This is a genomic window from Bradyrhizobium sp. 33ap4 (assembly GCF_032654765.1).
Classification (GTDB): Bacteria; Pseudomonadota; Alphaproteobacteria; order Rhizobiales; family Xanthobacteraceae; genus Bradyrhizobium; species Bradyrhizobium australafricanum.
The window spans coordinates 13,166-31,614 of record NZ_JAUMTJ010000081.1; the positions used below are offsets into that span (position 1 = coordinate 13,166).

General features: G+C 64.6%; 20 protein-coding genes, 1 tRNA gene, 1 pseudogene and 2 riboswitches. Of the genes and pseudogenes, 10 read left to right on the forward strand and 12 right to left on the reverse strand.

The window, feature by feature from the left end:
- Positions 1 to 70: 70 nt before the first annotated feature.
- The 4 genes from Q2M23_RS38925 to Q2M23_RS38940 all read right to left on the reverse strand — a co-directional run bounded on the left by Q2M23_RS38925 (position 71) and on the right by Q2M23_RS38940 (position 4,935).
- Complete coding sequence (locus tag Q2M23_RS38925) at positions 71 to 958, reverse strand: ABC transporter permease (RefSeq protein WP_229190462.1); 888 nt, start codon at positions 956 to 958, stop codon at positions 71 to 73.
- A 3-nt stretch (positions 959 to 961) separates the two neighbouring features.
- The gene (locus Q2M23_RS38930; RefSeq protein WP_028336105.1) at positions 962 to 1,903 is read right to left on the reverse strand and encodes an ABC transporter permease; all 942 of its coding nucleotides are present in this window, start codon (positions 1,901 to 1,903) and stop codon (positions 962 to 964) included.
- A 160-nt stretch (positions 1,904 to 2,063) separates the two neighbouring features.
- Positions 2,064 to 3,422 (reverse strand): D-amino acid dehydrogenase, encoded by a 1,359-nt coding sequence (locus tag Q2M23_RS38935; RefSeq protein ID WP_141341168.1) that lies wholly within the window; start codon positions 3,420 to 3,422, stop codon positions 2,064 to 2,066.
- 65 nt (positions 3,423 to 3,487) lie between these two features.
- A riboswitch (glycine riboswitch) is annotated at positions 3,488 to 3,602 on the reverse strand.
- A 3-nt stretch (positions 3,603 to 3,605) separates the two neighbouring features.
- A riboswitch (glycine riboswitch) is annotated at positions 3,606 to 3,712 on the reverse strand.
- A gap of 92 nt (positions 3,713 to 3,804) precedes the next feature.
- Positions 3,805 to 4,935, reverse strand: a complete 1,131-nt coding sequence (locus Q2M23_RS38940; RefSeq protein ID WP_026192961.1) for a M20/M25/M40 family metallo-hydrolase — start codon at positions 4,933 to 4,935, stop codon at positions 3,805 to 3,807.
- Positions 4,936 to 5,200: 265 nt separating this feature from the next.
- On the opposite strand from Q2M23_RS38940, the gene Q2M23_RS38945 reads away from it, so the two are divergent.
- Entirely contained in the window at positions 5,201 to 6,820 is a 1,620-nt protein-coding gene (locus Q2M23_RS38945) for an ABC transporter substrate-binding protein (protein WP_057019080.1), read from the forward strand.
- A gap of 70 nt (positions 6,821 to 6,890) precedes the next feature.
- Here the strand turns inward: Q2M23_RS38945 and Q2M23_RS38950 are convergent, their stop codons facing one another.
- From Q2M23_RS38950 to Q2M23_RS38960, 3 genes are all read right to left on the reverse strand, one after another.
- Positions 6,891 to 7,034, reverse strand: a complete 144-nt coding sequence (locus tag Q2M23_RS38950; RefSeq protein ID WP_156436404.1) for a hypothetical protein — start codon at positions 7,032 to 7,034, stop codon at positions 6,891 to 6,893.
- Between the two features lie 63 nt (positions 7,035 to 7,097).
- On the reverse strand, positions 7,098 to 7,418 hold the full coding sequence (locus Q2M23_RS38955) for a hypothetical protein (protein WP_316398882.1): 321 nt from the start codon (positions 7,416 to 7,418) through the stop codon (positions 7,098 to 7,100).
- A 168-nt stretch (positions 7,419 to 7,586) separates the two neighbouring features.
- Positions 7,587 to 7,673, reverse strand: a tRNA-Leu gene (locus Q2M23_RS38960).
- A gap of 224 nt (positions 7,674 to 7,897) precedes the next feature.
- On the opposite strand from Q2M23_RS38960, the gene Q2M23_RS38965 reads away from it, so the two are divergent.
- Positions 7,898 to 8,332, forward strand: coding sequence for a hypothetical protein (locus tag Q2M23_RS38965; RefSeq protein ID WP_016843796.1), 435 nt, complete (start codon positions 7,898 to 7,900; stop codon positions 8,330 to 8,332).
- 39 nt (positions 8,333 to 8,371) lie between these two features.
- On the opposite strand, the gene Q2M23_RS38970 is transcribed toward Q2M23_RS38965, so the two are convergent.
- Together Q2M23_RS38970 and Q2M23_RS38975 are read right to left on the reverse strand one after the other, a co-directional pair.
- The gene (locus tag Q2M23_RS38970; RefSeq protein ID WP_316398883.1) at positions 8,372 to 9,574 is read right to left on the reverse strand and encodes an FAD-dependent monooxygenase; all 1,203 of its coding nucleotides are present in this window, start codon (positions 9,572 to 9,574) and stop codon (positions 8,372 to 8,374) included.
- Positions 9,575 to 9,581: 7 nt separating this feature from the next.
- A complete protein-coding gene (locus tag Q2M23_RS38975) occupies positions 9,582 to 9,827 on the reverse strand; it encodes a zinc-finger domain-containing protein (RefSeq protein WP_018272338.1) in 246 nt (81 codons plus the stop codon).
- A 234-nt stretch (positions 9,828 to 10,061) separates the two neighbouring features.
- Between Q2M23_RS38975 and Q2M23_RS38980 the strand changes: the two genes are divergently transcribed.
- Positions 10,062 to 11,195 (forward strand): hypothetical protein, encoded by a 1,134-nt coding sequence (locus Q2M23_RS38980; protein ID WP_316398884.1) that lies wholly within the window; start codon positions 10,062 to 10,064, stop codon positions 11,193 to 11,195.
- A 58-nt stretch (positions 11,196 to 11,253) separates the two neighbouring features.
- A complete protein-coding gene (locus Q2M23_RS38985) occupies positions 11,254 to 12,006 on the forward strand; it encodes an alpha/beta fold hydrolase (RefSeq protein ID WP_076830251.1) in 753 nt (250 codons plus the stop codon).
- 3 nt (positions 12,007 to 12,009) lie between these two features.
- Here the strand turns inward: Q2M23_RS38985 and Q2M23_RS38990 are convergent.
- Positions 12,010 to 13,386: pseudogene (locus tag Q2M23_RS38990) on the reverse strand (hypothetical protein); the annotation flags it as partial.
- 196 nt (positions 13,387 to 13,582) lie between these two features.
- Here Q2M23_RS38990 and cysE point away from each other — a divergent pair.
- Together cysE and Q2M23_RS39000 are read left to right on the forward strand one after the other, a co-directional pair.
- A complete protein-coding gene (gene cysE / locus Q2M23_RS38995; RefSeq protein ID WP_076830155.1) occupies positions 13,583 to 14,410 on the forward strand; it encodes a serine O-acetyltransferase in 828 nt (275 codons plus the stop codon).
- 193 nt (positions 14,411 to 14,603) lie between these two features.
- Positions 14,604 to 14,816: a DUF3126 family protein gene (locus Q2M23_RS39000; protein ID WP_021077729.1), complete on the forward strand. Its 213-nt coding sequence runs from the start codon at positions 14,604 to 14,606 to the stop codon at positions 14,814 to 14,816.
- A gap of 118 nt (positions 14,817 to 14,934) precedes the next feature.
- On the opposite strand, the gene Q2M23_RS39005 is transcribed toward Q2M23_RS39000, so the two are convergent.
- Entirely contained in the window at positions 14,935 to 15,645 is a 711-nt protein-coding gene (locus tag Q2M23_RS39005) for a hypothetical protein (protein ID WP_316398885.1), read from the reverse strand.
- 219 nt (positions 15,646 to 15,864) lie between these two features.
- Between Q2M23_RS39005 and Q2M23_RS39010 the strand changes: the two genes are divergently transcribed.
- Positions 15,865 to 16,194 carry a DUF6949 family protein gene (locus Q2M23_RS39010; RefSeq protein WP_028336117.1) on the forward strand — a complete coding sequence of 110 codons (330 nt, stop codon included), beginning with the start codon at positions 15,865 to 15,867 and terminating at the stop codon, positions 16,192 to 16,194.
- A gap of 192 nt (positions 16,195 to 16,386) precedes the next feature.
- Positions 16,387 to 16,917, forward strand: a complete 531-nt coding sequence (locus tag Q2M23_RS39015; RefSeq protein WP_316398886.1) for a gamma carbonic anhydrase family protein — start codon at positions 16,387 to 16,389, stop codon at positions 16,915 to 16,917.
- 4 nt (positions 16,918 to 16,921) lie between these two features.
- On the opposite strand, the gene Q2M23_RS39020 is transcribed toward Q2M23_RS39015, so the two are convergent.
- On the reverse strand, positions 16,922 to 17,191 hold the full coding sequence (locus Q2M23_RS39020; RefSeq protein ID WP_316398887.1) for a hypothetical protein: 270 nt from the start codon (positions 17,189 to 17,191) through the stop codon (positions 16,922 to 16,924).
- A gap of 87 nt (positions 17,192 to 17,278) precedes the next feature.
- Between Q2M23_RS39020 and Q2M23_RS39025 the strand changes: the two genes are divergently transcribed.
- Both Q2M23_RS39025 and Q2M23_RS39030 read left to right on the forward strand, forming a co-directional pair.
- Positions 17,279 to 17,593, forward strand: a complete 315-nt coding sequence (locus tag Q2M23_RS39025; RefSeq protein WP_057019070.1) for a hypothetical protein — start codon at positions 17,279 to 17,281, stop codon at positions 17,591 to 17,593.
- A gap of 155 nt (positions 17,594 to 17,748) precedes the next feature.
- On the forward strand, positions 17,749 to 18,264 hold the full coding sequence (locus tag Q2M23_RS39030; protein ID WP_141341161.1) for a hypothetical protein: 516 nt from the start codon (positions 17,749 to 17,751) through the stop codon (positions 18,262 to 18,264).
- Positions 18,265 to 18,449: the final 185 nt, after the last annotated feature.

The window sequence follows — 18,449 nt, forward strand, 5'->3', positions numbered from 1 at the left end:
GGAATCTCGAGATTCCGGGTTCGATGCTTCGCATCGCCCCGGAATGACGGCTTCAGAAGAGCTGAAGCCGTCACTTGCCCTCACGCTGCTTCATGCGGGGATCGAGCGCGTCGCGGGCGGCGTCGCCGATCAGGTTGACGCTGAGAATGGCGATCGAGAGCAGCAGCCCCGGCCAGAAGATCAGCGACGGCTTGACCTGGAAATAGGCGCGGCCCTCGGCCATGATGTTGCCCCATGTCGGCGTTTCCGGCGAGATGCCGGCGCCGAGGAACGACAGGATCGCCTCGGTCAAGATCGCGGACGCGCAGACATAGGTGCCTTGCACGATCAGCGGCGCGATGGTGTTCGGCATCAAATGCCGCCACATGATCTTCGGCAGGCTGGTGCCGAGCGAGATCGCGGCCTCGACATAAGGTTCCTCGCGTGCGGTCAGCACCACCGAGCGCACCAGCCGCGCCACGCGCGGGATCTCGGGGATGGTGATCGCGACCATCACGGTCCAGATGCTGGCGCCCGACAGCGACACCACGGCGATCGCGAGCAGGATGGCGGGGATCGCCATCAAGCCGTCCATCACGCGCATCAGCACCGCATCGACCCAGCGGAAGAAGCCGGCGACGAGGCCGATCAGAAGGCCGATGGCGATCGAGCAGACGGCGGCGCCGAGCCCGATCACCAGCGAGATCCGTGCGCCGTAGATGATGCGCGACAACAGGTCGCGGCCATAGGCGTCGGTGCCGAGCAGATATTGCGCGCTCGACGGCTTCAGCCGCTGCGACGGCGTCAGCAGCAGAGGATCATGCGGCGCAAGCAGCGGTGCGAAGATCGCCATCAGGATGATGAGGGCGAGGCTGATCGTCGCAATCGCGATGATCGGCGTCGACGTCAGGAAGCCGAACTTGACGCGGAACGGCCGGGTGACGGGAAGCGAGGATTCGGGAAGGGTTTCGATCGCCATTGCTCAGTACCGGATACGAGGATCGAGCAGGGTGTAGGCGAGGTCAATCAACAGATTGACCGCGACGTAGATACCTGACGTCAACAGGATCATCGCCTGGATCACCGGATAGTCGCGCGCCAGCACCGCATCGACGGTGAGGCGGCCGATGCCGGGCAGGTTGAACACGCTTTCGGTGACGACGACCCCGGAGATCAAGAGCGCGAAGCCGGAACCGATCACCGTGATGACCGGCACGGCGGCGTTGCGCAGCGCATGGCGCAGCAGCACACCGGTCTCGCCGATGCCCTTGGCCCGCGCCGTGCGCACGTAATCCTCGCCGAGCACATCGAGCATCGAGGCCCGCGTCATGCGTGCGATCAGCGCGACATAGATGAAGGAGAGTGTGCAGGTCGGCAGGATGAGGCGCTGGAAGAACGGACCGAAGCCGGCCGAGATGCTCTTGAAGCCCTGTACCGGAACCCAGCGCAGATCAATCGCAAAGATCTGGATCAGCACATAGCCGATGACGAACACCGGCACCGAGAAGCCGAGCACGGAAAGCCCCATCACGAAGCGGTCGATCCAGGTGCCGTGCTTCCACGCCGCGATCACGCCGAGCGGCACCGCCACCAGGATCGAGAGGATGATGGTGGCCAGCGCGACCGAGATCGAGGGCTCGAGGCGCGGGACGATCATTTCGAGGATCGGCTTGTTCGAGATCAGGGAGACGCCGAGGTCGCCGTGCAGCAACTTGGCGATCCAGGTGTAGAACTGGATGTAGATCGGCTCGTTCAGACCAAGCGAGGTCCGAATGCGTTCGAGTTGTTCGGGAGTCGCGTTGTCGCCGGCGAGGATGGCGGCCGGGTCGCCCGGCGTCAGCCGCAGCAACAGGAACACGAACAGAGCCACCACGCCCATCACGGGAATGGCGGCGAGGATGCGGCGAAGCAGATATCCGAGCAAATTTGATCCGTTGGGTTGTGGTCGATGAAGTCCCCAGCGGGACCGTTGCACACCAGACCGTAGCACAGATGGTAGCAGACTCACGGTAGAACTTGAGCAAGTCCCATGCCATCGGTGCTGCGGATTTTGCGGTGCAGCTAATCAGTCCTGTTGGCCGCGATTATTCCTCCGGTGAAGTTTGAAGCAGTCCACTGGAAGGTGGATTGATTTCAGCTTTGCGCGCGTCGGCGGGCACGTCGAGCCCGGCACCGAACGTCGGCGCCATCGGCGGCGTGTCGAGGTCGCGCCAATCGTCGATCGCCTGGGCCACCATCTGCGCCGTCGCCGCCGACAGTGTCCAGCCAAGATGACCGTGGCCCGTATTGTAGAACACGCCCGGAATCCGTCCGGCGCGAACCACCGGCATCATGTTCGGCATCATCGGGCGCAAGCCCGCCCATGGCACGACTTTCGACGTGTCGATCTCCGGGAAATGATGCCGCACCCAGTCCACCAGCGGTTGAATGCGATCGGCGCGAATGTCGCGGTTGAAGCCGTTGAACTCGGCGGTGCCGGCGACGCGGAAGCGGTCGGCGCCGAGCCGGCTGGTGACGATCTTCGCAGCTTCATCGAGCAGGCTGACGGTTGGGGCCGCATTCCGGCTTTGCGGCGCATCGAGCTGCACCGTGATCGAATAGCCCTTCACCGGATAGACATTGACGCGGTCGTTGAGCAGGCTGGCGAAGTGGCGGCTCGCCACGCCGGCGCAAATCACGATCCCGTCCGCCTGTAGCTGCTGGCGCGTCGCGACCGCAGCATCATGTGAAGCAGCTTCGTTCCAGCCGATGCGGAAGCCGTCATCGCCGTGTGCGATCGTGTCGACGTCGGCTTCATGGACGAAGCTCGCGCCACGGCGGATGCAGGCGTCGGCAAGCCCACGCGTGAATTTGTGAATATCGCCGGTCGCGTCCGACGGCGTGAAGAAGCCGCCATAGCAGGTTGTCTGCAGCGCGGGTTCGATGACGCGGATCTCGTCCGGGGTCACCGGCCGGCGGTCGAGCCCGCCTTGCTGCAGCAGCGTGTTGACCTTGAGGCCGGCTTCGAAGCCGGCCCTGTCGTGATAGACGTGCAGGATGCCGCGGCGTTCGAGATCGAAGGCGATGTTTTCGCGCTCTGCGATCGAGAACAGATGCTTGCGCGCTTCGATGGCGAGCTTCGTGGTCTCGATGGTGTTGCCGCGATAGCGCGTGATGTGGCCTACGAACTCGCCGATCCAGGAATATTTGTGCCAGCTCGGCTTCGGGTTCATCAGCAGCGGCGCGTCGCTTCTCAGCATCCAGCGCAGCCCCTTGAGGATGGTCGCGGCGCTGTTCCACACCTCGGCGTTGCTGGCGGAGAGTTGTCCGCCATTGGCGAACGAGGTTTCCATCGCGGCGTAGCGATGCCTGTCGAGGACAGTCACCTTGTAGCCGCGTTCAAGCAGGGCATAGGCCGTCGTTACGCCGGTGATGCCGGCGCCGATGATCGCGATGTGTGGCATGATAGTTGTCAGGCTCCCGTGGGTTAGAGTCGCCGAACCGCCGGTGAAACCGGCATCGGCGCCCCATCTGTCACGGTACCTGAGAGCTTGATCCGCATCGGGCTGTGGCCAGAAGCGAACTATCCCCTTCGGTGGACGTCATGGCCCTTGATGTGCGGCCATGTTCGTCTCTCTCCAGATCGTCCTGACGATACAGTCCTTTTGCCTGAGAGTTTCCGGGGCGGTTGCTCCGTCGGCGCCGAAGCCAACAACACGATTGTTGTCGCTTCGATCTCTCCCGCATCGTCGCGTTGGACGGCCGGACCGTAGGCGAAGCCTCAAAAATGGACAAGGCTAAATTTCGATCCGGCAGTGCCAACGTGTTGTGCAGTGCAAATCGATGTCAGTCCAGCGTCGCCAGCAGTGCCGCCATCAGGCGGCCGCGTTCGGCGAGGCTGTCGACCTCGATGTGCTCGTTGAGCGTATGTGCATCGGCGCCGCGAACGCCAAGGCCGTCGAGCGTGGGGATGCCCATCGCGCCGGTGAAGTTGCCGTCTGAGCCGCCGCCGGCGCTGCCGTGCGGCAGATCGAGACCCATCGCTGCAGCAAGGCCTTTTGCCTTTTCATAGAGCGCCATGGTGCCCGCATCGGGCTCCCACACCGGGCGGGTGACGCCGCGCGTCACCTTGAAGGTCACGTCGTTGGCGGTGCCCGACAGTGCCAGCATGCGCTCGACGCCACGGTCGAGATCGGCCTGGCGCTTGGCCATGCTGAGCGCTTCGCCGGTACAGGTCGTCGCGACGCAATTGACCCACTGGCCGCCATGCACGATGCCGACCGAGAAGGTGCAGTCCTCGGTGGTCATGCCGTCGATGGCGATGATCTGCCGCGCCATCTCGCGGATCGCGGAGCGGCCGGAAGACAGCGTTGCGCCGGCATGGCTGGGCTTGCCGGTGGCTTCCAGGTTGAAGCGCGCGATCGCATAGCGGCCGGTGACGACGCCGTTATTCGGACGGCCGGGCTCCGGCACCAGCACATATTTGTTGCGCGCGGCTTCCGCCTCGATGATGTCGCGCGTCGACGGCGTGCCGACCTCTTCGTCGGGGGTGAACAGCACGGTGATCGGCAGCGGAGTCGTAAAGGAGGCGCGCGCCAATTGCCTGATCGCCTCGATCGACAGGTAGTTGCCGCCCTTCATGTCGAAGATGCCCGGCCCGAAGCACTTGTTGCCTTCGCGCCGCCACTTCAGCTTCTCGATGGTGCCGACGGGGTGAACGGTGTCCAGATGGCCGGCGATCAGGATGCCGGGCTGGCCTTGTTTCGGATGGGGAAAACGGGCGCGGACGCAGCCCGCGAAGCCCTGGCGTCCGGCGATGCGCTCGATCGTCGCACCCATGATCGCCATCTCGCGGGCGGCGAGATCGAGCATGCGTTCGACCGCGGCGGCGTCCCAGGTCGGGCTTTCGCATTCCACCCAGCTGCGCAGGCCCTGCAGCATCGTTTCGGAATCAAAGGGGAGATTGGCGGGGTTCATCGTTGTTCTCTCTTGTTGTTCTGACGGCGCCGGCATCGCGCGCGCGTTACGAAAATCTCAGCCGACGATTTTGTAAAGCCAAAATCTGGCGCGCGGCCTCATTCGTTTGTGTACGTCCGATGCGACCTGAAACCGATTGACGCGCTTGGCGCTTGGTGCAAGTCTCGATTTCACAAGCCATACAGCATGTTAGTTCGCCTAAATAACGAACCACATGCATAACGAATAAGCCGGCTTTGACCAGTTACACGTCAGGAGAGATTGCATGTTCCCTATCTCGCGTTGGAAACACCGCACGCTAGCGGCCGCGTTGACGGCGCTCGCGCTGTCGTTCGCGCCGCAGGAATTGTCATTCGCGCCGCAGGCGATGGCCGCGGGCAAGACCATCACCGCGGTGATGCACTCGGATCTGCGCGTCATCGATCCGATCATGACCACGGCCTACATCACCCGCGATCATGGCTACATGATCTATGACACGCTGCTGGCGACGGATTCCAATTTCAAGATCCAGCCGCAGATGGCGGACTGGAAGGTTTCCGACGACAAGCTGACCTACACGTTCACGCTGCGCGACGGTCTGAAGTGGCACGACGGCGCGCCGGTCACCGCGGAAGACTGCGTCGCCTCGCTGCAGCGTTGGGGCAAGGTCGACGGCATGGGCCAGAAGCTGATGGACTTCGTCGCGAGCCTGGAGGCGACCGACGCCAAGACCATCACGCTGAAGCTGAAGGAACCCTACGGCCTCGTGCTGGAATCGATCGGCAAGCCGTCATCGCGCGTGCCGTTCATGATGCCGAAGCGTCTGGCCGAGACGCCGCCGGACAAGCCGATCCCGGAACAGATCGGCTCCGGACCGTTCAAATTCGTGCAGGCGGAATTCCAGCCGGGCGTGAAGGCGGTCTATGAGAAGAACAAGGACTACGTGCCGCGCAAGGAGCCGGCGAGCTGGACCGCAGGCGGCAAGGTGGTCAAGGTCGACCGCGTCGAGTGGGTCACGATGGCCGATGCGCAGACCGCGGTGAACGCGTTGCAATCCGGCGACATCGATTTCATGGAGAACCTTCCGTTCGACATGCTGCCGGTGCTCGAAGCCAATCCGGATCTCAAGATCGACGTCCTCAACAAGTTCGGCTTCCAGACCCTCGGACGCATGAACTTCCTCTATCCGCCGTTCGACAATCCGAAGGTGCGCCGGGCTGCGTTCCTGGCGATGAACCAGAAGGACGTGCTCGACGCGCTGGTCGGCAACGCCAAGTACCAGAGGATCTGCGGCGCCTTCTTCGTCTGCGGCACGCCGCTCGAGACCGACGTCGGGGCCGAAACGCTGGTGAAGGGCAACGGCCTGGCGGAAGCCAAGAAGGCGCTTGCCGCATCCGGCTATGACGGCACCCCCGTGGTGATCATGGCGCCGGGCGACGTCACGACGTTGAAAGCCCAACCGGTCGTGGCTGCGCAGCAGTTGCGCGAGGCCGGCTTCAAGGTCGACCTGCAGGCCACGGACTGGCAGACCGTGGTGACCCGCCGCGCCAGCCAGAAGCCGCCGAAGGAAGGCGGCTGGAACATGTTCTTCACCAACTGGGTCGCGGCCGACGTTTCCGATCCGATCGTCAACGCGTCGATCACCGGTCGCGGCAAGAATGGCGGCTGGTTCGGCTGGGCCGAAGACCCGAAGATCGAGGAGCTGCGTGACAAGTTCGCGCGCGCCGGCTCGGCTGAGGAAAAGAAGAAGATCGCCGCGGAAATCCAGACCGAGGCCTACGATCAGGTGATCTACGTTCCGCTCGGCCAGTACACCATTCCGAGCGCGTGGCGGAAGTCGCTGACCGGTGTGCTCGACGGCCCGGCGACGCCGATCTTCTGGAATATCGACAAGTCCGAGTAAGCTTGCGGCTTGACGCAAAAACAAATGGCCGGGACTTGTCCCGGCCATTTTCTTTTCGCGCTGTCGCGTGTCAGGTGTGGCTGTCGCGGAGCTGCTCCAATCCGTCGCTGAGCGGTGGTCCGCCTTGTGGTGCGTGCTGCGGCGGGGAGGGGCGCTCCTTGCGCTGATCGGGTTGGTCGGTTGCGCGCTGCGCGGATGGATCGTCGTTCGGCATCGTCATGCTCCAATTGCGGCATGACAACGAATACGCAGTGCACGGGTTCCGAACCGGCGACCGCTAATCGCCGTGATCTGGTCTCATGCTGCTCGGGCTCGACAGGTTCGTGAGCTGCGTCGGTCCGATGCCGGTTCCGCTCATCCAGACCGCCGCTCCAGCGGCAAACGCGAGCAGTCCGTACACCATGATCGCGCCGCGGATCCATCGCCGGTAGATCGCGCGGTCGTCGGGCGCAGCGTCGCGGAATTTCTGTGCATCGAGCCCGTTGCTGCAATGAGCCGCATCGTCGCCATGCTGGAGAGTAAAGGCACCATGATCGCGCGCCGTTTCGCTGGCAATCCGATTGCCCTTCGCAATCCGATTGCAGTTTGCAATCTCCATCGCCGCCTCCGACCAAAATTGATTTCGAAATGCAACAGCCGCGAAAATCCGCGGCCGGAATTTCCAATGCGGGCAAGACTACGACAGACAGCGACCGCGGTGTGTGAACTGCGCCACAGCCGGAAAACACGACGCTGGCCCGCTCGGGTGCGCGTGGCATGCGAAGGTTGGTGCGGGCGGTGGGACTCGAACCCACACGACGTTGCCATCGAGGGATTTTAAGTCCCTTGCGTCTACCAGTTCCGCCACGTCCGCGTTGCGCCAGGCGCGTCGATTTCTAGCGCGTTTGGGCGCGGAGTGGAATTGTCATTATCCGGTGCTAACAGGTGAGCTTTCAAAGGCTTAAGCGGCGGCCCGCAATTCCATTTGCCTCGGCGGCCGGGCATTGGGATAAGCAGCGCGCCGCCGCGATTGAGCCTCAATCCGGACACCGGTGGCTGCTTTAGGCAATCTCAACACTGTCCGGTTAAGAAAGCTGAATGTCCGTTCGTTTCCCACGCCGCCTGAAGCTGTCGCGCGCGGCGGCCGTCATCGCGCTGCTCGCCTCGGCCGCGGGCGTTTCCGGCTGCGCGCAAATCGGCGACACCGTACCGTCGGCATTCGCCGATCCCGCCAAGTACGAGCTTTATGATTGCAAGCAGCTCGAGAACGAGCGCAGCAATCTCAAGACCCGCGCGGCGGATCAGGAAAAATTGATGGCCAAGGCGGAGACCGGCGTCGGCGGTACTGTCGTCTCCGAGATGGTCTATCGCAACGAGCTGATCTCGATCCACTCCCAGCAGAAGCTGGCGGATGAGGCCTGGCGCAAAGGCAGGTGCCATGAAAGCACGCCGGACACGCCTGCGGCCGCTGCCCCCGCTGCCCCCACGCCGGCGGCGAAGGGCCCGCGCGCGCCACGGGGCCTCGTCCACTAAGCCGGCGTTTCCAGACGGGTCGGTCGTGATTGGCCGAGCTCAGGCGCGCCAGTCGTAAATCCAGTCCTGCCGCGCCAGCATCCGCTCCGGACCGATGGCGCGGATCGCCAGATCGCGCGCGATCGCCGCCGGCCCGCGCAAATGATAGATGCGGCCCTGCTGTCGCGCCAGGCGCTGCACTTTCAGCACGCGCCCGCGTCGCACCCGTGCGTAGCGCGTCAACGCGGCGGGAATGCCCGCGGTGTTTTCCCCGGTGCTGTCGCTCAAGGCCTTGGCGAGCACGGCCGCATCCTCGATCGCCATGCCGGCGCCTTGCGCGGCGAACGGCAGCATCGCATGCGCGGCATCGCCGAGCAGCGTCACCGCGCCTTCGCTCCAGCGGCCGATGTCGGGCAGGGTGAACAGCGCCCATTTGCGCCAGCCGTCGACCGCGCCGATCAGCATCCGCGCCGTCGCGGGCCAGCGCGCGGTGGCGAATGCACCCTTGATCTCGTTGATGTCGCCGGGCTCGCTCCAGCCCGGCCGGTTCCAGGTGCCCGATACGATCGCGACCACGTTGATCTGGCGTCCGGCCGAGATGGGATAGGCGACGAGATGCGCGTCCGGTCCCATCCAGAGCTGCACGCGCGGTGCGGTGTATTCACGCGGCAGGGCGGTGGCGTCCAGCGTGCCGCGCCAGGCGATCAGGCCGGAGAATTGCGGCTGTGCATCCGGAAACAAATGCCCGCGCACCGACGACCAGATGCCGTCGGCGCCGATCAGCGCGACGGCCAATTCCTCCTGCCGTGAATTGCCGCGGCGTTGCACGACGGTGAGGCCTCGCGCATGCTTGGTCACATCCTCGAACTGGCAGCCGAGCCGCAGATCGATATCGGGATGGTCGCTCGCGGCGGCCTGCAGCGCGGCCTGCAAATCGGCGCGGTGGATCACCCAATAGGGTGCGCCGGCGCGGAACTCGGCGGCCTGGCCAAGCGGCATCCGTGCGATCTCGCCACCGGCCCGCGCGCTCAGGATGTTGACGGATTCAGGCGTGACCGCGCGCCGCGCAAGCGGTTCCTTGAGCCCGAGCTCGACCAGGATGCGGCTGGCATTGGGAGAGAGCTGGATGCCGGCGCCGGCTTCCTCGAGCCGTTCGGCCTTCTCCAGCACGACGACACGAAAGCCCTGTGCCGCCAGTGTCAGCGACGCCGTCAGTCCTCCGATCCCGGCGCCCGCAACGATGACGGTTCGCGTCAGCGCCACGGAGCGGTCAGGCGACCTTGTCTTTCAGCACGCATTCCGGCGGCCGCGCTTCGCCGGCCGCGAGGTCGGATGCGAAGCGATAAAGCGTCGAGCAGTACGGGCAGATAATCTCGTTGTCGTTGCCGAGGTCGAGGAACACGTGCGGATGGTCGAACGGCGGGTTGGCGCCGACGCACATGAACTCCTGCGATCCGATTTCGATCACCGAGACACCGGCATCGTTATGGAAGTGCGGGACGACGTGGTCGGACATATTCTCACCTTGATGGCAACGATGGGCAGACGCAATCAACAGCATGCGGCATCGCGAAATGCCGCGCACCATACTGGCGGGAACAGTTGATTCCTAGAGCCCCGATGGCTCATTTGCTCATGCAAATTCGACACAATCTTGTCGTCCCAGAGAAGCCCTCCTTTGGTCGGAGCCGTTGTGTCGCAAAAACGGCACACTATCTCCAAGGCGAATAAAACTAGAGGTTTTATCGGAATGAATCGGGTGCGCGTCAGCTTGGCGGTGGTCGGCGTGGCAGCAAGTGCTGCCGTGGGCGCGGCTATTTGGCCGCACGCCCGTGACGCCGGCACCGTGCTGGCGGCGCGGGACGATCCCGCTGCGCTCGCCGACATCAGGCTCAATTCCGTGCTGCGCAACAACCCGGCGTTGATCGCGGACAATATCGAGGCGGCACTGGCTTCCGGCGATGCCGACCTTGCGGCCAGCTTTGTCGAACTCGCCGGCGAGAAGAGCATCGCACTTGGTGACGATCTCACCAAGCGCGTCGATGACGCGCGCGCCGAGCAATCATCCAGCATGCATTACGCCAAGGGGTTCGCCACCGGCCTGGTGACCGGCAATGCCGACGATGTCGCAAGCCTGTCCGGCACGGTCGCCGGCGACCTGTTCGTATTCGGTGATGTCCGGGACGTCGTGCGCGAGGGCAAGCACCTCGTGATGGGCGAGGACACCGACCAGCTGGTGCTCGGCCTCGCGGCCGCCGGGCTCGCGGTGACCGCGGCCACCTATGTGTCGGTCGGCGGCGCCGGGCCGCTGCGCGCCGGGCTGACGCTGGTCAAGGATACGCGCAAGGCCGGACGGCTGAGCGAGGGGATGATCGAATGGGCCGGGCGTTCGACCCGCGAGGTGGTCGACCAGCCGGCGCTGCGCGAGGCGGTCGCATCCGGCTCGGTGCTGCGGCCGGTGCAAACCGCAACCGCGATCCGCGCGGCCTTCCGCGCCGAGAAGGCCGGCGCGCTGGTGCGCGTCGCCAAGGACGTCGGGCGCATCGGCGAGGCGGCCGGGGTTCGCGCTGCGCGGGATACGCTGAAGGTCGCCGAGAATCCGAGGGAGATCGCGCGGGCGGCGCGGATAGCCGAGGTCAAGGGCGGCCAGACCCGCGCGATCCTGAAGCTGCTCGGCCGCGGCGCGCTGCTGCTGGCGGCCGGCGCATTCAATCTCACCATGTGGCTGTTCGGCGCGCTGCTGGCGCTGTTCGGCTTCCTGTCGTCGATCAAGGCCACCACCGAACGGGCCACCGCCTGGTGGCTCAGACGAAGCAAGGCGCTGCGCCTGAAGCAGCAGATGGCCGCTCAGGCTACCTTGGCGAGTATGCCCGCCCAGGGTTAGGCTTGCGGTCGCCTGTCCGATCGCCAATCGCAAATCCCAAGAACAAACGGAATGGATGATGCCGAGTTTCCATCACGGCGATGTTGAAATTGCCTTTATCGACGAAGGCGCGGGCGAACCGATCGTGCTGGTGCACGGCTTTGCCTCGAGCAAGAACGTCAACTGGATCTACCCGACCTGGGTGTCCGATCTCGTCAAGGCCGGCCGTCGGGTGATCGCGCTCGATAATCGTGGCCACGGCGAATCCGCCAAGCTCTACGATGCCGCGCAGTACGAGATCGCGACCATGGCCGGCGACGTGATTGCGCTGATGGACCATCTCGGAATCGCGCGCGCCGACATCATGGGCTATTCGCTGGGCTCGCGGATGACCGCGATCCTGGCGCGAGAGAATTCCGATCGGGTGCGCTCGGCGATCCTTGGCGGGATCGGCATCGGACTGATCGAGGGCGGCGGCCCCGGCGAGGCGGTCGCGCTGGCGCTGGAGGCGCCGTCGCTCGACGATGTCACCGACCCGGTCGGCCGTACCTTCCGCGCCTTTGCCGATCAGACCCGCTCCGACCGCCGCGCGCTCGCCGCCTGCCTGCGCGGCTCGCGCCGCCTGATGACGCGCGAGGAGGCGGCCGGCATCCGCGTGCCGGTTCTGATCGCGGTCGGCAGCAAGGACGAGATTGCGGGCTCGGCGTCAGCGCTCGGCCGGATCATTCCGGGTTCGGAGGTGCTCGACATTCCGAACCGCGATCACATGCGGGCGGTCGGCGACAAGGTCTACAAGACCGGGGTCACCGATTTCCTGTCGCGGCGAAAATAGATCGTCGGCTTCATCCCTGGCGAAGGCGCGCGCGGCCGCGATCAGCACCACGAAGGTCGCGACCCACACCATGCGCGCGCCGTAGCGGTCGTGCGGTCCCGAGATCACGCCGCAGACAAAGGCATTGCCGAGCAGGGCGAGCGTGACCGTGCCCGCCAGCAGCGTCAGATCGTCGAGCCGCCGCTGCCACAGGCCGCGGCCGAACAGGATGACGACCAGGAGCATCGAGCCCAGCGCGACCGGCACGTGGATGCGGTTGATCGCGGTGAAGTCGAGATGCCAGCGTTGCTGCCGCGCCGCGCGCATCGGCCGGACCTGTTTGGGAATGTAGCGCTCGATGATGCCGTAGGTATGCGGGATCCAGCCATTGGTGCCTTCACCGGTCGCGACGTGCATGAGCTGGTCGGCGGTTGCCGTCAGCGCCGCCTTTGCCTGCCATTCCGGATATTCGGCCAGCGAGCGCAGCACGATGGTGCCCATCTCGTCATTCAGTCCCTTGAAGCGGCCGAGCGTGTTGAACATGCTGTGGCCCCACAGGAAGTCGTCCGCGGTCGGCGGCAACTCGTTGCGATAGGGGCAGAGCTTTAGCTTCTCCGTCGCGCAATGATCGTGCAGGTATTGCGCGACGATGCCATCCTGCAGCATGCGGCCGAAGGCGACGCCATAGCCGCCGGGCGTCCAGGCCAGCTGTCCGGACAGCGCAAAGTTCGCCGCCAGCAGCATCGCCGCGCCGGCGACGGTGGTCAGGCTGCCTTGCACGAGGCCCGCGAACGGGATGCGCTGCCCGAGCCATGGACGCAGCATCCAGCCGACGCAGCACAGGCCGAGCAGCACCGCCAGCGTCGCGCTGTGCGTGGCGGCCGAGAACGCGATGAACCCGAACAGCACCGCCTTCTCCAGCGTCGAGATCCGTTCGCCGTGCAGGATCAGGATGAAGAGCGCGAGCACCGAAAGGCCGGCGAAGATGTCGGTCAGCAGCATGCTGTCCAGCCAGGGCAAGGCGGTGGTTGCGATCAGCGCGAGGCAGATCGCGATCAGCCGGACCGGCCGGGCGAGGCCGAGCACGCGCAGCGTCAGTTGCAGGATCCACAGCGTCGCCAGGGTCTGGATGCCGAGGTTGAGCCAGAAATCCGATGTCTCGCCGACATGGAGGTAGATGCCGAATACCGTGGACCGGCTCGGCACCAGGTAACCCTCATACCAGCGCGCCAGATAGCCGCCGGTATCCCATTGGAGCAGCGGATAGCCGTTCCAGAAGGCAGGGGCGAGCAGCAGGAGGGGGATGGCAATGGTCGCGATCCAGACCGACCGTGCATCGGTCAGGCGGGCACCTAAACTCCGGGTATTGATGATTTTCCCCCTTTTATTGGGGCCGACCATGCCCAAAACCACACGGGGGACGAAATCCGCCAATAGTTGCAGAAGCACGGCTTGATTTCGGCAAAATCCCGACCAATTCCCCTAGACGCCGGCCCGGGGGTGTTCGGCTGGGGTTTACCGTACTGAGCCATCCCGGGACGCGCTGGGTCCATCGTGCTATAACGCACATCAGAACAACCGAATTGCGAGAGCAGCTATGGCAGTTCATCAGGTCAATCCGCAGGGAGGCAAGCTTGCGGCGCTCGATCCGATCTGGGATCGAATCCGCGGCGAGGCGGAGGACATCCTGCGGCGCGAGCCGGAACTCGCATCCTTCATCTATGCGACCGTGCTGCATCATGAGCGGCTGGAAGATTCGGTGGTCCATCGCATTGCCGAGCGGCTCGATCACGCCGCGCTGTCGGGCGACTTGATCCGCCAGACCTATGGCGAGGCACTGCGCGATGAGCCCGATATCGGCAACGCGTTCCGCGCCGATCTCGTCGCCGTCTATGACCGCGATCCGGCGACCTCGCGCTTCATCGATCCCTTGCTCTACTTCAAGGGCTTTCACGCGCTGCAGACCCACCGTCTCGCGCACTGGCTCTATCAGAAGGGCCGCAAGGATTTTGCCTTCTACCTGCAGAGCCGCTCCTCGGCCGTGTTCCAGACCGACATCAACCCGGCCGCCAGGATCGGCCGCGGCATCTTCCTCGATCATGCCACCGGTTTCGTCTGCGGCGAGACGGCGGTCATCGAGGACGATGTCTCGATCCTGCATGGCGTCACGCTCGGCGGCACCGGCAAGGAGAACGAGGATCGCCATCCGAAGATCCGCCACGGCGTGCTGATCGGCGCCGGCGCCAAGATCCTCGGCAATATCGAGATCGGTCATTGCGCGCGCATCGCGGCCGGCTCGGTCGTGGTCAAGCCGGTGCCGCACAACGTCACGGTCGCGGGCGTGCCGGCGAAAATCGTCGGCGAGGCCGGCTGTGCCGAGCCGTCGCGCACCATGGACCAGATGCTCGGCGCGATCGGGCTTTGATTTCACTCGCTTTCTGATCGCGGCGCGTTCCTGACCGAAGTGGGCGCCGGTTCGCGTGAAGAAAACGCCACAAAGCACAAAACGAGAGTCGTGTGCGCAACATCACGTCGCCAAAGCCTGAAAAGGCTCTGGCGATCTTTGCCGTCTCGTCCTAAAACTCCCCCGAAAATCATCGACCCGATTGGAGACGGCCGTGGACGTTCAGGAAGTCAGGAAGCTCGACGCGTATCTCAAACGCGTGTTCAGCAATCCCAAGATCCGCGTGGTGCCGCGGCCCAAGAAGGACGACTCGGCCGAGGTCTATATCGGCGAGGAGTTCATCGGCGTGCTGTTCGTCGACGACGAGGACGATGATCGCTCGTTCCAGTTCCAGATGGCCATCCTGGAAGAGGATCTGGCCGAGTAAGGCGGAACAGCCTCGCCTTCACACGTCGTTACGACGAACTCGCGACAAAATTGCAGAGCGATTTTGCGCTGGAGCGACCATCCTTCGCGGACACGTCGCTCCGCTTGCAATGACAGTGTCATCCCTTCGCGTTGTGCATCTGCGCGGAGAGACGGTTCATCGCGGTGGCGATGTCGCGCCACTGCGCGAGCCAGCTGCGCGGAAAGCGAAAGATCAGGTCGGCGCCGTCGATGCGCCGCTCACTCAGGCACATGCCGGGCGTCGAGGTGTCGCGCGTGCAGCGCGCGGTCAGCTGCGGCTCGCTCGCGGTGAACAGGTCCTCGCCGCCATAGGGCGTGCCGTCGCGGAACGCGCGCGCCGTCAGGCCGTCATCAATGTTTGCGCGCTCGTCGAGATAGCGCGGATAGATCGTGCGCAGGCGCATGTCCGGCGCGAGTGAATCGTGGTGCGCCGCGATCGATACGAAGATCCTGTCGATCGGCTGCACCTTGTCATCGACCGTATCGGCGCTGTAGTGCTTCGGCGCGGCGGGCGCGTCCAGCGACGGATAGAGGAAGCTCAGATCGACGCGCTCCTGCGGCCCGGAGTGGCGCTGGATCTTCATGCGCACCGCCATCGTCGGCACGTTGAACAGCGTGCCGCCGACGCTCACCGGCAGCCGCGACGGATCGCTCGGCGGGATGGTCGTGTAGGTCGGCCACAGCAGATAGGCGACAAGCGCGACCGCGCCCGCCGCGATCACCGCCGAGGCGATGATCGGAACGAGATGCGCGCGCGGGTTGCGGCGGGTGTCGCGGGCGAGATGCTGGGCGGTCGAGAGAAGCGTCATGAGCGAGGCTGAGATCAGGTCGGGAGTGGCCGAATCATCTGCCGAATATGCCACGTAGCGGGGAATTTCCGTACGATTCCAATGGAATCCGGGACCGAATGGCCATGCGCAAACGCCGCGCCTGATGTGTCCGGTTAACCTTTCCTTAAGGATGATGTGGCGGCAGGCTGCCAATTCTGCGAAGCAGGGCGGGTGGCCTGTTGCGTAGCGGAAGTTCCGATGTCGCCCGATACCTTGAATTCCCTGTTCTCGCTCTTGATCGGTTTCGCGCTCGCGGGCGCGCTGGCCAACGGTTACCAGGCGATGGCGGAGCGCCCGGCCGGTTTCGGTCTGCTGCAGGAGGGCGCGGCGCCGAAGACCTTCGCCGCGGTCCCGTTCCTCGTCTTCGCCGCACCGTTCATCATCATGCGCAACACGCTGCGCGGGGCGCGCATCGAGCGCCGCCGCTTCGAATTCGTGATGATGGCAACCGTCATCTCCGGCTTCTGGAGCCTGATGTCGGGCACCTTCTTCGTGATGACGCTGCGCGCTGCGGGCGTGCTGGCCTGATCCGATCATGATCCGCGGCCGATCACGGTCGCGCTTGCTTGAAACCATGTCGGCCGTCGTGCCAAGGTCTCCTGCGATCAGGGCTTCGGTTCTGATTGAATCAGAAGCCGAAGCTCTGGATTTTCGTTTCGACGCGTTTTCTTCACGCGAACCGGTGTCCACTTCGCTCGAAAACGCTCCAGGGAGACCTCAATGGCGATCTACGAACTCGACGGGCAGGCGCCCGATCTTCCCCCCGACGGCAGCTACTTCATCGCCGACAATGCCGTGGTAATCGGCAAGGTCCGCCTCAAGTCCGCCGCGAGCGTCTGGTTCGGCGCCGTGCTGCGCGGCGACAATGAGTGGATCGAGATCGGCGAGGGCTCCAACGTCCAGGACAATTCCACCCTGCACGTCGATCCCGGCTTTCCCCTCAGCATCGGCAACAACGTCACCATCGGCCACAATGCGATCGTGCACGGCTGCACGCTGGAAGACGGCGTGCTGATCGGGATGGGATCGATCGTGATGAACGGCGCGCGGATCCGGCGCGGCAGCGTGGTCGGTGCCGGCTCCGTCATCACCGAGGGCAAGGAGTTTCCGGAAAATTCCCTGATCATCGGTGCGCCCGCGCGTGTGGTGCGTACGCTTGACGCGGCGCAGGCCGAAGCGCTGTCGCGGCCGGCGAAGTCCTACGCCATCAGGGGCCCGCAATACAAAACGGGACTGAAGAAGATCGGCTGAGGCCTCAGCGCTTGCGGCCGCGCTTGCGCGCGGCGTTCGGTGCGGCGGTGCGAGGCTTCGCTGCGTCTTGCGGTCTCGTTGCCTGTAGTCTCGTTGCCTCCTGAAGTCTTGCGCTCTTGCGCAGTGCATCCTTCAGGTCGATCGGAATGCCGTGCTTCTTGAGCAGGTCGGCGAAAGCTTCGTCGGCGAGCTCCTGCAAGGTCGCCATCCGGTCGCGCCCGAGTTGCTTCAGCTTGTCGAAAGTGTCGTCGTCAAACTCGATCAGCTTGCGCAAATTGCATTGCTCCCAAACTGTATTGCTCCAACGCCTGCGGGAACCGGCGTTTTGCGGACTCGTTGACGTCCGCAAGGGAGAATTGCCATGCGCAAATTATCTGTCACCACCGCGCTCGCGACAATCGCGATTGTGCTGACGCCCGCGGTTACCGTCGCCCAAGGTACCGGGAGCGGCGCCGGGACCGGCAGCCCTTCGTCAGCCAGCCCGACATCGCCGCAAGCCACGTCGCCGCCGGCCGGGACCAACAGCGCCGGGACCGCGCAATCCTCCGGCGGCCCCAATACCGGCAGAGGCGTTACCACCGGATCGGCAACGACGACCGAGAGCGTCGACAAGGCCATCGCCGACGAGAACGAAAAAGTCGAGCGCCGTACGAAAGGCATCTGCCGCGGCTGTTAACTTCTGAAGGCCGTGCTTTGATGAACGCGGGTCGCGCAGATGTGAGCGCGACATAGGCGCGCGGTAGAAACCGCGGTCCTAGATTGAGCTAGCATACGCAGGACGCGGCGGAGGAGGCTTGAAAACAAAGCCTTTGAAAAGAGGAGTAACGGGTAATGTTGCGTAAAACGATGATTGCCTTGCTGGCGACGGCCTCGGTCGGTCTGTTCACCGTCGATGCTGCGTCGGCACGCGGTGGCTTCGGTGGCGGCGGCTTTCATGGTGGCGGCGGCTTCCGCGGCGGTGGCGGATTTGGCGGCTTCCACGGCGGCGGCGCTGCATTCCGGGCGATGGGCGGAGGCGGTGGCTTCCGGTCGGCTGCGATCGGCGGCGGCGGTTGGGCCGGCCGCGGCTGGCACGGCGGAGGCTGGCGTGGTGGCGGCTGGAACGGCGGTTACTATCGGCGCGGCTGGGGCGGCGGCTGGGGCTATCCGCTCGCGGCGGCAGCGGTCGGCTTCGGGCTGGGCTATGGCGCCTACGATTACTATGACGGCTACTACGGCAATCCATACTACGCCGGCTACGGCTATGACGATGGCTACGGCTACGGTTACGGCGGCTGTTACGTCGTGCGCCGCGGCGTGATGACACCGTATGGCTGGCGCGTTCGGCCGGTGCAGGTTTGCAATTGAGCCATTCGCTCGCGCATGGCCGGTCCGTTCGCTCGCCATGCTGATGGTCTTGCAATGATCGGCGCGGCCGGCGTTTCGATGCCCGGCCGCCGCGTTGTCTGTCGCGCACTAGGTGGTGTGGACATTTATCGCATCCATAAGACGATGGCTGCGAGAGTAACGACGGCCAGGTAATTTCGGGCGGT